Genomic DNA, 13,681 nt, shown 5'->3' with positions numbered 1-13,681 from the left:
GGATTTTATAACATGGAGTCAACTTTATCGCATTATTTTGGCTACGACACATACCGTCCTGGTCAAAAAGAAATCATATCAAAAGTATTAGATCATCAAAATGTGCTCGGCGTTTTACCTACCGGTGGGGGGAAATCAATTTGTTATCAAGTACCAGGATTAATGTTGGGTGGCACAACAATTGTTATCAGCCCATTAATCTCATTGATGAAAGACCAAGTTGATCAATTGAAGGCCATGGGTATTCGTGCAGCATATTTAAATAGTAGTTTAACGCAAAAACAGCAAAAAGAAATTGAAACGCAATTAAGAAATGGTGAAATTCAATTCTTATATGTTGCACCAGAACGTTTTGATAATGCTTATTTTATTAGCTTATTACAACAACTATCAATTCATTTAGTTGCTTTTGACGAAGCGCACTGTATTTCTAAATGGGGTCATGACTTTAGACCAAGTTATCAAGATGTAATCCACAAAGTATTTGCATTACCACAAGACTTTACGATTGTTGCACTAACTGCAACAGCAACTATTGAAGTACAAAAAGACATAATGGAACGTTTGAATATAGGAAAAAATGATGAGGTGAAAACGAGTACAAAAAGACGAAATCTCGTGTTTCAAGTCAATCCTACTTATCAACGTCAAAAATTTGTGATGGAATATGTGAAGCAACATAAAAAGGCAGCTGGTATTATCTACTGCTCTACACGTAAACAAGTTGAAGAATTACATGAAGCTTTAAAGAGCAATGATATCAACAGCACGATTTATCACGCTGGATTAACAAACAAAGAACGTGAAGCAGCACAAAATGATTTTGTGTATGATCGCGTACGTGTTGTTGTCGCAACTAACGCTTTTGGTATGGGTATAGATAAATCTAATGTGAGATTTGTTATACATTATAATATGCCTGGTGATTTAGAATCATATTATCAAGAAGCAGGACGTGCAGGTCGTGATGGCTTGAACAGTGACTGTATCTTATTATTTAGTGAACGAGACATTGGATTACATCAATATTTTATTTCATCGTCAAAAGCCGATGATGACTACAAAGATAAAATGGGTGAAAAACTAACGAAAATGATTCTCTATACTAAAACGAAAAAATGTTTAGAGGCGACTTTAGTTCATTACTTTGAACCGAATGAAAAACTTGAAGAATGTGAACAATGTAGTAATTGCATCATTGAGAATAAGACTTATAATATGACAGATGAAGCGAAAATGATTGTAAGTTGTATTGCTCGTATGAAGCAAAAAGAGAGCTATAGTGTCATTATACAGGTGTTAAGAGGTGAAGATTCTGATTATATTCGTTATTGTGATTATAACGAATTATCAACACATGGAATTATGAAAAGTTATACAACTTCAGAACTTAGCCATTTGATAGATGAATTGAGATTTAAAGGATTTTTAAATGAACACGATGAGATTTTAACGTGTGATCAATCTGTTAAGAATTTGCTCGGTGGACAAGTTGAAATATTTACAACGCCATTCAAACGTAAAACAAAAGAAAAAGTAAATATAAATACGGTAGAAGGTGTGGACCGTGCATTGTTTGACGAATTAATTGGTGTCCGTAAAGAATTAAGTGAGAGCTTGAGTATTCCACCGGTTAGTATTTTCTCAGATTTTACACTAGAAGAATTTGCTAAAAGAAAACCAGAAACAAAACAAGAAATGATTTTAATTGAAGGTGTAGGTAGTTATAAATTAAAACATTATTGCCCGATGTTTTTGGAAAAAATTCAATCTTATAAATCTAAAATTTAATAGAATCAAACAACTGATATGGGCAAAACCAGCAATAGAACGAGTCACTTATATGCTAATAAGCTAATCACGATAGTATGTACACTAAAAATATGATTTACAAATCTCTTTTTTAAGTGATTTCTTAAGTATTTAAGTTTATAGCTATCTTATTATATAGAAAATAGATAGCTTTCAGTCTGCTGATTATCATAAGTGAATAACAAGTAAACTAAAGTTATTTTAAGCGAAGTTAATTTGACAATAATTAATATACTATGCAGAATCTTGAGTCATAGATATAATTTTATTTCGAATTAACTTCGCTTTTTTAATGATTAGAATGATGACCTGTAAGTTAAATACTATGAACAAATTAATTGAATTATACATAAAATCAATAAAAATAGGGAATATGTCATTTGATTGAAAATCTAATTTTTTGTTAAATGAATATACGATAATGAAGGTGACAAAGTGATAGAATTTAAGAATGTAGTTAAACGCTACGGTGATAAAATAGCTGTAGATGATATTAGTTTTAATATTAAAGAAGGGGAATTCTTTGTTTTAATCGGGCCGTCAGGTTGCGGTAAGACGACTACGTTAAAAATGATAAACCGATTAATTTCTCTTTCTGAAGGTTATATTTATTTTAAAGATAAACCGATAAGTGATTATTCAATATATGAAATGCGTTGGGATATTGGCTATGTTTTACAACAAATTGCATTATTCCCACATATGACAATTAAAGAGAATATTGCGCAAGTGCCACAAATGAAAAAGTGGAAAGATGAGGATATAGACCAACGTATTGATGAATTAATGGATATGGTAGGACTAGAACCTGAAATATACAAAAATCGTAAACCGGATGAACTCTCTGGTGGGCAACAGCAACGTGTAGGGGTTATTCGTGCACTGGCAGCTGATCCACCAGTCATTTTAATGGATGAGCCATATAGTGCCCTAGACCCAATTAGTCGTGAAAAATTACAAGATGACTTAATAGAGCTACAACAAAAAATAAAAAAAACAATTATATTTGTAACTCATGATATTCAAGAAGCAATGAAGATGGGCGACCGTATATGCTTGTTGAATAAAGGTCATATAGAACAAATAGATACACCAGAAGGCTTTGTCACAAATCCTAAAAATGACTTTGTTAAACAATTTATGGGTGATAAATTAAACCGATCAGTTAATGAGTTAAAACTTTCTGAAATAATAGATCAGTTATCTATAAAAGAAGGAGAGACAAAAGAAGGTTATCCAATCGTTGAAAGTAATTTATATGTTAAAGACGTATATACAGATTTGATAGACAATGAGGCCGTTATTATTAATGATTCAGCTACCTCAACACAACGCGTGTTGAAACGACAAGATATTTTTCAAATTTTGTCAGAGCGTAAAGGAGGTCATAATGAATGAATACCTTCATTAATACACTTATAGAGCGTAGAGGACAATTAATAACAACTATATTTGAACATATACAATTATCTTTTATAGCACTTTTGATTGCAGCACTAATTGGTGTGCCGTTAGGTATATTTTTAACAAAAACACGTAAACTTTCCGAAATTGTTATGAATATCGCGGCGATACTTCAAACAATACCTTCATTAGCATTGTTAGGGCTAATGATACCGTTGTTCGGTATTGGTAAAGTTCCGGCGGTTATAGCATTAGTTGTATATGCGCTATTACCAATTTTAAGAAATACATATACTGGTATTAATGAAGTAGATGCATCATTAGTAGAAGCGGCAAAAGGTATCGGTATGAAACCGGGTAGAAGATTGACTAAAGTAGAATTACCAATTGCTATGCCAGTCATTATGGCAGGTATTCGTACGGCAATGGTATTAATTATTGGTACAGCAACATTAGCTGCGCTTATTGGTGCTGGCGGTTTAGGTGATTTAATTTTATTAGGAATTGATAGAAATGATTCATCACTTATTTTAATTGGTGCCATCCCAGCGGCATTATTAGCTATTTTATTCGATTTAGTGTTACGTTTTATGCAAAAGCTATCATATAAAAAACTTTTGGTGTCACTCAGTGCGATTGTTATTATTTTATTGTTAGTAATTATTGCACCATTGTTAGCTCAAAAAGGTGACAAAATTGTTTTAGCTGGGAAATTAGGTTCAGAGCCATCTGTAATAACTAATATGTATAAAATATTAATTGAGGAAGATACGAATAATACAGTAGAGGTTAAAGATGGTATGGGTAAAACTTCATTTCTTTTTAATGCTCTAAAATCTGATGATATCGATGGCTATTTAGAATTCACTGGCACTGTATTAGGTGAATTAACTAAAGAAGATTTAAAATCTAAGCAAGAAGCAAAAGTATATAATCAAGCGAAATCTAGTTTGGAAGATAAATATGATATGACGATGTTGAAACCTATGAAATACAATAATACGTATGCATTAGCGGTGAAAAAAGATTTTGCTGAAAAACATAGCATCAAAACAATTGGAGATTTGAATAAGGTGAGCGATGAGATTAAACCAGGCTTTACATTGGAATTTAATGATCGTGGAGATGGCTATCCAGCTGTTAAAAAAGCCTACAATCTAGATGTAGGTGATGTGAAAACAATGGAACCAAAACTACGTTATCAAGCGATAGAGAATGGAGATATTAATCTGATTGATGCTTACTCAACGGATGCCGAATTAAAACAATATGATATGGTTGTGTTGGAAGATGATAAGCATGTGTTCCCTCCTTATCAAGGAGCGCCTATGTTTAAAACATCTTATCTGAAAGAACACCCTGAAATTAAAAAACCACTAAATCGCTTAGCTGGGAAAATTTCAGACGAAGATATGCAGGCTATGAATTATGATGTAACAGTGAAAAAGAAAGACCCATATAATGTTGCAAAAAATTATTTAGAGGAACATAATTTAATCGATAAATAAATATTAATAAAATAATATGAGACTGCTAACTTAGTATGAAATATAATACTAAATTATTTGGTCTCATATTTTTTCCTTATAAATAATGGAGACTATAATGATACATTGATTTTAGTCTGTTATAAGGTTTATAATAGTTACTAAGTTTTGAAATTTCTGTAAATTTAAGGAGGACCGAAGCAACTATGAAGAAACAAATTGAACAATTATCAGCTTACGAACCAGGACTATCGCCTCGAGCGTTAAAAGAACAATACGGAATTGAAGGTGAGTTATATAAATTAGCTTCTAATGAGAATTTATATGGTCCAACACCAAAAGTTAATGAGGCAATTCAAGCACATTTAGATGAGCTACAATTTTACCCTGAGACGGGTTCTCCATTATTAAAAGAAGCAATAAGCAAACATTTAAACGTAGACGCATCACGTATATTATTCGGTGCTGGTTTAGATGAAGTTATCTTAATGATTTCACGTGCAGTACTGACTGCTGGAGATAAAATTGTGACAAGTGAAATGACATTTGGACAATATTATCATAATGCGATTGTAGAATCTGCAAACGTAACACAAGTGCCACTCCAAGAAGGTCATTTTGATTTAGAAGGTATTTTATCGGAAATTGATGAAAATACTAAGTTAGTTTGGCTATGTAATCCAAACAATCCAACGGGAACTTATTTTTCACATGATGAATTACAGCGCTTTTTAGAACGTGTACCGAGTGATATACCGGTTATTATTGATGAAGCATATGTTGAATTTGTAACTGCCGATGATTTTCCAAATACGTTAGCATTACAACAACAATTTGCAAATGCCTTTTTATTACGTACATTTTCAAAAGCATATGGTTTAGCGGGTATGCGTATTGGATATGTTGTAGCCGCTAAAGAAGCTATTGAAAAGTACAACATTATACGTCCACCATTTAATGTTGGCCGTCTATCAGAATATGCTGCATTAGCTGCATTAGAAGATCAATCCTATTTAGCTTCTATACGTGATCGCAATGCTCAAGAGAGAGCAAAATTCTTTGAATTATCTCAAAGTGATGCGTTTTATCCTAGTCAAACGAATTTTATTTATGTGCAAACAGATAAACCACACGATTTGTATGAAGCATTGCTAAATGTAGGATGCATTACAAGAGAGTTTCCTAAAGGGGTGCGTATTACAATTGGATTCCCAGAGCAAAATGCAAAAATGATAGAAGTACTTAAAGAGTTTAACTTCTAAAAATAATTCTTAATGAACGTTCAACGATACAAAGTTTATCATTTGATTAATATAAGTAGGGTGTTTATTATATGGCTATCCTATTGGCCTAGTAAATTACTTGAAGATGATTATATTAATGCTATGTTCAATTTTGGTTTAGTTGAACGTGTTTTGCTATAATTGAGGTATATAGGGATAGATTTGTTACGTGTATATAGTACGTTACAAATTAAAGTATATTAAGTAGGAAAAGGGAGTAGAGTAGTACATGACTAGAAAATCAATAGCGATTGATATGGATGAGGTACTTGCTGATACAGTGGGTGCATTAATTGAAGATGTAAATAATCGTACGGATTTAGGGATTACGATTGATATGTTAGATGGTATTAAATTAAGACATGCGATGCCTGAGCATGATGGATTACTAACTGAAATTTTGCGTGAGCCTGGTTTTTTCAAAAAATTAAAGGTGATGACAGACGCACAAGATGTGGTTAAAAAATTAACCGAACACTATGATGTATTTATTGCAACTGCAGCAATGGACGTACCAACATCATTCCATGATAAATATCATTGGCTAAGAGAATACTTCCCATTTTTAGATCCTCAACATTTTGTTTTTTGTGGTCGTAAAGATATCGTTAATGCCGATTATTTAATAGATGATAATCCGAGACAATTAAGTATTTTTACAGGTACGCCAATTATGTACACAGCAACGCATAATATCAATGATGATAGATTCACGCGCGTTAATAATTGGAAAGATGTTGAGCAATATTTCTTAGGTGATAGTGAATATAATATTTAGTTATTAATTTAGAGGCTGGGACATAAATAATGTCCCAGCCTCTATCATTGTATAGGCAGTAGCTGACTGAATTAAAAAAGCTATAAATAAAAGCTTTTTTGACTCTAGTCATCCTTGCCGAGGTGGGACATCGAAACCTTTTTAGTAAAATCAGGTTTGTGTCCCGGTCCCTTTAATTTATTATCTTGATAAGTTGTTTTAGTTAAACATCATCAGATTGTGTGTCTGTATTTGATTCTGGTAATGTGAGTATATTGATTGCATTAGGTATAACTTCGATATTAAGTGGTGTTTTTAAGGCGATTTCACCGTCAATATCTACTTTCATGTGAGGCGTTGTTTCAATTGTAATATTTTTAGCAAGTATGTGTTTAATACCATCAGTCATATTGTTCCAATTCATACTATCGCGTTGTTTAAAGATGTCGCTTAAGACACTTGAACTATGTTCTTCAAAGACAAATATATTTAAATAACCATCATTTGGTGAAAGGTCAGTTAAAGGTATACGACTACCTCCTATAAATGGTCCGTTCGCTACAACAAGCATAGCAGTGTTACCATCAATCTCTTTACCGTCTACGGTCAAACTAAAGTCAAAGTGCTCTGGATTGAGTAATGTTTTAACAGTAGAACCGACATAGCTCAGTTTCCCGAAAACGTCTTTATTCCCATTTTGCACATTTTCTGCATTTTGGACAATCAGACCTAACCCAGCAAAATTTAATGCATATTGGTCATTTATTTTCATTACGTCATAGGAGCACAATTCTGAACTAATAAGTTGTTGACTCGCAATTTTATGACGTGGACTAAGGTTAAGTGTTTTTACAAAGTCGTTAAAAGTACCACCAGGAATAATGCCTATTGGAATATTTAATTCACTTTGCATGATGCCATTGACTAACTCGTTTACTGTACCATCTCCACCTAAAATAAATATAATATCAACGTCATCACTATAGCTTTGATCTTTTATCTTTTCACAGAAAGTGATGATGTCACCTTCATTTTCACTTAATTGGATAGATAAATGTTTACAAAATGTTGTTAAAGAAGAGGCCACATCTCCTAAACCTCTATAGATATCTTTTATGCCTGAGTGTTCATGGTAAAATAACACACCGTGTTTGTATTTTGTTTTAGTCAATCTATTCACCATATTTCTTTTTATTTTGCTTGCTATTCTATTATGTACCCGATTCTCTTATAAAATAAATACATAAACTATAGGGATTAAATTATAGACGTTAAACGTCTAGTAAGCAAATATCAGGAAATAGCTATAATATGAACTAGGGACGAGATGACATATTAAGTTGGCTATTATGTATAAGCTATTATAGTGTTTAATATGTTATTGGTTAATGTGGAGAAAGTAATAGTTGGTTATTATTGTAGACGATTAGGTAAGTGTAAAGTATAAAGGCTTAATGACAGTCTAGTTAGTTGTAATAAAAAGGTTGGGACGTCGCAATCTCATTTATTAAAAAGATTTCGACATCCCAACCCAGTAAAGATGATTAGAACTGAACGGCTATTAAGGAATACTTGAGCAAAAGCTCATGCATAAGCACTACTAATTGTCATAAATGACAAAGTAGTGCTATAAAGTAGTGGGACTTTATTGCTACAGCATCATTTACATCTATATTGAATTTACTTAATGCCTCTCATACCTTTGACAATTTTCGGTACAAATGCAAGAACGACAAGACTGATTACGATGGCAATTACCCCTAAGAATAGGAAGTAGTTTTTATAACCAAGTGGTTCAATTAGTTTAACCAATGTACCATTAATAGCTTGTGCACAGGCATTTGTTAATAACCATAAACTCATCATTTGCGTGTTAAATGCTTTAGGCGCTAATTTAACAGCGGCACTGTTGCCGGTAGGTGATAAGCATAATTCACCTATGACACAAATGATGTAAGAAAGAATGACCCAATTAACACTAATCATCGAACCGTCAGAGCTATGACCTATTAACCCTATCATGATGTATGAAGCGCCGGCTAGGGATGCACCTAATACAAATTTTGTAGCTAAGCTAGGTTGACGTCGAGCCATTTTTGCCCATATAAGCGACACAACAGGAGCTAGTAAGACAATGAATAGTGGATTAATAGATTGGAATAGGGTTGGACCAAAGTCCGTCGTCCAACCAAAGATATTTAGTTTCATATCACTACTTTCAAAAGCAAATAAGTTTAGCACATTTGCACCTTGCTCTTGAATAGACCAGAATAATACCCCCAAAATAAATAAGGGTATAAAGGATATAACTCGAGAACGTTCATCATCTGTTACTTCTTTACTACGGATCATCAGCGTAAAGTAAATAATAGGTAACGCTACGCCAAGTATCAAGACAGTTGTACTCACAATGTTAAATGACAATGTACCTGTTAGACCTGTAATAATTAATACGGCTGCAATAACAATGATGGCAACTGCAAAGATTAAGCCGTATTTTTTCTTTTCTTGTTGATTTAATGGATTAGTAGGTTTGATACCGACAGCACCAATATTTTTTTTATTGAAAATCATGTACCAAACTAAGCCTAGCGCCATACCAACAGCAGCTATTAAGAAACCAGCATGGAAATTACCTGTATGTACAAATTGATCTAAAATTAATGGTGAAAGTAAACCACCTAAGTTAACTGACATGTAGAAAATAACAAAGCCTGCATCAATACGTGTGTCATTTTCTGGATATAAACGGCCAACAATATTAGAAATGCTTGGTTTCATTAGCCCAGAACCTACTATAATAAAGAACATAGAAATAAATAGGCCAACGATATCTAAAGGTAAACTTAAGAATATATGTCCGATGATAATTAATACGCCACCATAAAACGTAGCTTTTCGAGTACCTGTAATTCTATCTGAAATCCAACCTCCAAGTACTGATGTCATATAAATTAATGCACCATAAACGGCCATAACGGATTGTGCCGTACCTTTGTCCATGCCTAATCCGCCATCTTTAATAGCGAAATACATGTAAAAAATAAGCAATGCGCGCATGCCATAGTAACTAAATCTTTCCCAAAATTCTACGAAGAATAGTACGCCTAATCCCTTAGGATGTCCAAAAAAACCTTTTTGGGGAATAGTTGCTACTGTTTGTTCTTGAGATGTGTATTTATCTTGCATAAAACATTCCCGTCCTTTCTTGCTCCCAATAAAAATGTATAGAAAAGATTTTACGCTTAATAAAATTAAATTGCAATAATATTCTCATAATAACAATATTCTAAATATTCCGATAATTAATTAACTGTATATTTTTATTTTTTAATTTCAGGCTACCGAAATAAAATGAATTAAAAAAGTGGCACAATTAAGCACCACTTTGATTAACTATAAATATAAAATTTTTGACTGAAGCTTAATAAACACCTTTCATTGCTCGTTTTACTTTTGGTGATATCAGCAATAATAGAATACCAATCACTACTGCAACTAAGCCTGAATACATAAAGTAATCACTTTGGTTCATCTTTGTATAGACTACTACAAGTTGCGCGTTGAGTCCTTGTGCAGTTGCATTACTTAACATCCATAGACTCATCATACGTGCCGTGAATGTAATAGGTGCTAATTTTGTAGTTGTCGATAAACCAACAGGTGAGATACAAAGTTCACCGATTGTTATCAATAAGAAACTCAGTACAAGCCACAATGGATTGATTAACTCTTGACCACTCGCTAATGGAATAATCATGACTAGATATGATAGACCTGCAATAATCGCACCAAAGGCAAATTTATAGACAGTAGGTGGGTTATGTTTACCTAATTTCATCCATAATGTTGCAAATAGAGGAGCTAATACAACGATGAAAATAGGGTTTAATGACTGTGCCCAAGCTGCTGGGATTGTAAAATCGAATAACCCATTCGTAAGTACTGACATTTCTAATTGTGTTTTTTTATCTGCAAATGTTGCTAAAATAGTTGATCCTTGTTCTTGGATCATCCAAAAAGCTACAGATGTTATGTACAGTGGTACGTAACTATATACTCGTGAACGTTCATCTTTAGTTACATCTTTACTAGCTATCATAACAATAAATATATAGATTGGTAGCACGATACCTAAAATAGTAATTAAGAAACTGAAGTTTTCAAGCGTCAGTGCGTTGAAAAAATGTAAAATTAATAAATAAACTAAGAATAATACAATGAAACCGACAGAAATATAAGAGAATTTCTTAAGTTCTGGTTTTGTTAATGGATTAGGGACGTTACGTCCAGCAAACCCTAAATTTTTCTTACGTTTTAGTGCGAAGACAACTAAACCAAAGAACATACCAATTGCAGCAGCTAAGAAGCCAGCGTGGAAACCAATTCTAGTTTGTAAATAGCCTGTAAGTAATGGTGCAAGTAAACTCCCTAAATTTATTCCCATATAAAATAGTGTGAATGCTGCATCTCTTCTTACATCATTGCGATCATATAATTCGCCTACAGTAGTAGAAATATTGGGTTTTAACAATCCAGTACCAGCAATGATGACTGCTAATGCAATCATGGCCAATGTTAAATTATTTGGTAAAGATAATAAAATATGCCCAATCATAATCAAGAAGCCACCGTAGAAGACGGCGTTTTGCGTACCAGTAATCCTATCTGCAATCCAACCGCCAATCGCACCTGACATATAAATCAGTGTTCCGTATATGGCTACGATTTGCATGGCTACAGCTTGATTTAATCCAAAGCCGCCCTCAGCAACGCTGTAATACAAATAATAGATTAATATGGCTTTCATACCATAATAACTGAACCTCTCCCAGAATTCAGTGAAAAATAGTGTACTTAGTCCTTTTGGATGTCCGAAGAAACCTTTGTTTGGAATGCTTTTCATGATTTCTTCATGTGTGTAATCAATTTTTTTCATAATTTCCCTCCCCTTAAACGGTTGGATTTATTTTATACTGTTTCCGCAAAAATAACAAGTGTATATATGAGCTGTACTAAATTTAAAGAATCATCAGTTAATTATTAATAAAAATGTATAAAAAAATAAATGAACAAAGTTGAAATAATCATGCTTCAGCTTTGTTCATTTATATATGTTGAGGATTTAGCGATTATCTATTTTTTCAGGATATAAATCGTGATTCATTAGACGATGTTCAGCCATTTTTTCATATTTAGAATCTGGGCGACCATAGTTTGTGTATGGATCTATGGAAATACCACCACGAGGTGTAAATTTCCCCCAAACTTCAATATAATGAGGATCCATCAATTCAATTAAATCGTTCATAATGATATTCATACAATCTTCATGGAAATCGCCGTGATTTCTAAAACTAAATAAATAGAGTTTTAGAGATTTAGATTCAACCATTTTAATGTTTGGTATATAAGATATATATATTGTCGCGAAATCAGGTTGACCAGTGATAGGGCATAGTGATGTGAATTCTGGACAATTAAATTTTACAAAATAGTCACGACCTGGATGTTTGTTGTCAAACGATTCTAAGACTGTTGGGTCGTAATCAAATTTATATTTATTGTTTTGATTACCAAGTAATGTGATATCTTGTAACTCTTCTTTATTACGTCCTTCTGTCATTATCGTTCTCTCCTTTAATGTTATGGTTTTTGTTCTTCCTTTTGAATTGTTAGCGGTTGGCGTCTTGCTTTTTCAAACATATAGTAACTAGAGCTAATGATTATGATATAACCTAATACGGCATAAAAATCTGGTGATTCTCCGAACAAGATAAATCCAAAGAATGCAGTAAATATAATAGACGCATAAGTAAATATGGAAATATCTTTGGCAGGCGCGTAGCTATAAGCAAGGGTAATTCCAATTTGACCAGCAGCAGCTGATAGTCCAGCACCAATCAAATAGAATACTTGTATCATAGTCATGGGTTCAAATGTAAATATAGTAAACGGGATGAGTACTATAATTGAAAAGAATGAAAAATAAAAAACGATAGTATATGGTGCTTCACGAGTGCTAAGCGCTCTTACACATGTATAGGCACTGGCAGCAAATATACCAGAGAGTAAACCAATCACGGCAGGTATCATAGATGATGAAAATTCTGGTTTGACTACAAAAAGCATACCAATAATAGCTACAATCATTGCAATGAATTGATAGTTACGAACTTTTTCATGCAAGAATATTAAACTCAGTAAAATAGTCCAAAATGGATTTAACTTCATCAATGTATCAGCATCACTCAAAATCATATGATCTATCGCGTAAATATTTAACAAAACACCAATTAAACCTAATGTTGAACGAGAAATCAAAAGTGGTTGGCTACTAAGTTTGCCAAATAGGGGTTGTTTATATTTGAAAATAAAATAAAGTGGTATAAACATCGCAACTAGATTTCGAGCAAGAGATTTTTGAAATACAGGTAAGTCACCAGCTAATCTGAAAAATACAGACATAAAGCTAAAACCAACTGCTGAAATAAGGATAGCAATGATACCTTTAACTTTAGGGTTCACAGTTATCGCCTCAATTATTAGATTTTAACGTATCTATATTAGCATATATTTCTAGAATATGTATATATCCTTGAAAGTCTGAAGTAACTATATTATGATTATAAAAGGGGAACAAACGTTCTGTTCTTGGTATGGTAATTTACAATTTATCTAAATAGAATTTATAGTTTGTGTGATATGTGTTGTGGGCAACGTGAAGGGGGTTAATACCTAAACCACGCTAAATCAAGTGTTACAAGGTTTTCAAAAAAAGCAAATGAAAAAACCTTAAATTCAGAAAAAAAATTTTTTGTAATCAAAAATAGCAGTTTAAAGTTGAATTGGTGCCATTTACCTCTGCTCTTCAATATTTTGTCAAAAACAAAGGCCTTTAAATAAGGTTCTGAATTATGTATAATGAAACACATAAT

General features: G+C 32.8%; 10 protein-coding genes. 5 read left to right on the top strand and 5 right to left on the bottom strand.

All coding sequences use genetic code 11. From position 1 onward, the window contains the following. Nucleotides 1-12 precede the first annotated feature (12 nt). From recQ to ACSUE0_RS07820, 5 genes are all read left to right on the top strand, one after another. Nucleotides 13-1,791 carry a DNA helicase RecQ gene (gene recQ / locus ACSUE0_RS07840; RefSeq protein ID WP_119613873.1) on the top strand — a complete coding sequence of 593 codons (1,779 nt, stop codon included), beginning with the start codon at nucleotides 13-15 and terminating at the stop codon, nucleotides 1,789-1,791. Nucleotides 1,792-2,247: 456 nt separating this feature from the next. Beyond that, the gene (locus ACSUE0_RS07835; RefSeq protein ID WP_436956877.1) at nucleotides 2,248-3,210 is read left to right on the top strand and encodes an ABC transporter ATP-binding protein; all 963 of its coding nucleotides are present in this window, start codon (nucleotides 2,248-2,250) and stop codon (nucleotides 3,208-3,210) included. Further along, nucleotides 3,207-4,724, top strand: coding sequence for an ABC transporter permease/substrate-binding protein (locus ACSUE0_RS07830; RefSeq protein ID WP_119613875.1), 1,518 nt, complete (start codon nucleotides 3,207-3,209; stop codon nucleotides 4,722-4,724). The genes ACSUE0_RS07835 and ACSUE0_RS07830 overlap by 4 nt, the downstream gene beginning before the upstream one ends. A gap of 185 nt (nucleotides 4,725-4,909) precedes the next feature. After that, the gene (gene hisC / locus ACSUE0_RS07825) at nucleotides 4,910-5,965 is read left to right on the top strand and encodes a histidinol-phosphate transaminase (protein ID WP_119615089.1); all 1,056 of its coding nucleotides are present in this window, start codon (nucleotides 4,910-4,912) and stop codon (nucleotides 5,963-5,965) included. A 250-nt stretch (nucleotides 5,966-6,215) separates the two neighbouring features. Next, nucleotides 6,216-6,764, top strand: a complete 549-nt coding sequence (locus ACSUE0_RS07820; protein ID WP_436956874.1) for a 5' nucleotidase, NT5C type — start codon at nucleotides 6,216-6,218, stop codon at nucleotides 6,762-6,764. A gap of 202 nt (nucleotides 6,765-6,966) precedes the next feature. On the opposite strand, the gene ACSUE0_RS07815 is transcribed toward ACSUE0_RS07820, so the two are convergent. From ACSUE0_RS07815 to ACSUE0_RS07795, 5 genes are all read right to left on the bottom strand, one after another. Further along, on the bottom strand, nucleotides 6,967-7,926 hold the full coding sequence (locus ACSUE0_RS07815; protein WP_436956872.1) for a diacylglycerol/lipid kinase family protein: 960 nt from the start codon (nucleotides 7,924-7,926) through the stop codon (nucleotides 6,967-6,969). 497 nt (nucleotides 7,927-8,423) lie between these two features. Next, nucleotides 8,424-9,932, bottom strand: a complete 1,509-nt coding sequence (locus tag ACSUE0_RS07810) for a peptide MFS transporter (RefSeq protein WP_436956870.1) — start codon at nucleotides 9,930-9,932, stop codon at nucleotides 8,424-8,426. 235 nt (nucleotides 9,933-10,167) lie between these two features. Further along, the gene (locus ACSUE0_RS07805) at nucleotides 10,168-11,682 is read right to left on the bottom strand and encodes a peptide MFS transporter (RefSeq protein WP_436956868.1); all 1,515 of its coding nucleotides are present in this window, start codon (nucleotides 11,680-11,682) and stop codon (nucleotides 10,168-10,170) included. A gap of 186 nt (nucleotides 11,683-11,868) precedes the next feature. Beyond that, nucleotides 11,869-12,369 carry a preQ(1) synthase gene (gene queF / locus ACSUE0_RS07800; RefSeq protein ID WP_119615174.1) on the bottom strand — a complete coding sequence of 167 codons (501 nt, stop codon included), beginning with the start codon at nucleotides 12,367-12,369 and terminating at the stop codon, nucleotides 11,869-11,871. Between the two features lie 20 nt (nucleotides 12,370-12,389). Next, entirely contained in the window at nucleotides 12,390-13,271 is an 882-nt protein-coding gene (locus tag ACSUE0_RS07795; RefSeq protein WP_119615175.1) for a DMT family transporter, read from the bottom strand. Nucleotides 13,272-13,681 lie beyond the last annotated feature (410 nt).

This window comes from Staphylococcus sp. AS1337 (assembly GCF_051408735.1).
GTDB classification, from domain to species: domain Bacteria; phylum Bacillota; class Bacilli; order Staphylococcales; family Staphylococcaceae; genus Staphylococcus; species Staphylococcus xylosus_B.
The sequence above is the reverse complement of the archived record's forward strand: the minus strand, read 5'-3'. Positions and strand labels throughout refer to the sequence as shown.

Excerpts from the sequence above, each read along its gene's own strand:
- recQ (WP_119613873.1), top strand. The coding sequence starts at position 13 with ATGGAGTCAACTTTATCGCATTATTTTGGCTACGACACATACCGTCCT.
- ACSUE0_RS07830 (WP_119613875.1), top strand. The coding sequence starts at position 3,207 with ATGAATACCTTCATTAATACACTTATAGAGCGTAGAGGACAATTAATA.
- hisC (WP_119615089.1), top strand. The coding sequence starts at position 4,910 with ATGAAGAAACAAATTGAACAATTATCAGCTTACGAACCAGGACTATCG.
- ACSUE0_RS07820 (WP_436956874.1), top strand. The coding sequence starts at position 6,216 with ATGACTAGAAAATCAATAGCGATTGATATGGATGAGGTACTTGCTGAT.
- ACSUE0_RS07815 (WP_436956872.1), bottom strand. The coding sequence starts at position 7,926 with ATGGTGAATAGATTGACTAAAACAAAATACAAACACGGTGTGTTATTT.
- ACSUE0_RS07810 (WP_436956870.1), bottom strand. The coding sequence starts at position 9,932 with ATGCAAGATAAATACACATCTCAAGAACAAACAGTAGCAACTATTCCC.
- ACSUE0_RS07805 (WP_436956868.1), bottom strand. The coding sequence starts at position 11,682 with ATGAAAAAAATTGATTACACACATGAAGAAATCATGAAAAGCATTCCA.
- queF (WP_119615174.1), bottom strand. The coding sequence starts at position 12,369 with ATGACAGAAGGACGTAATAAAGAAGAGTTACAAGATATCACATTACTT.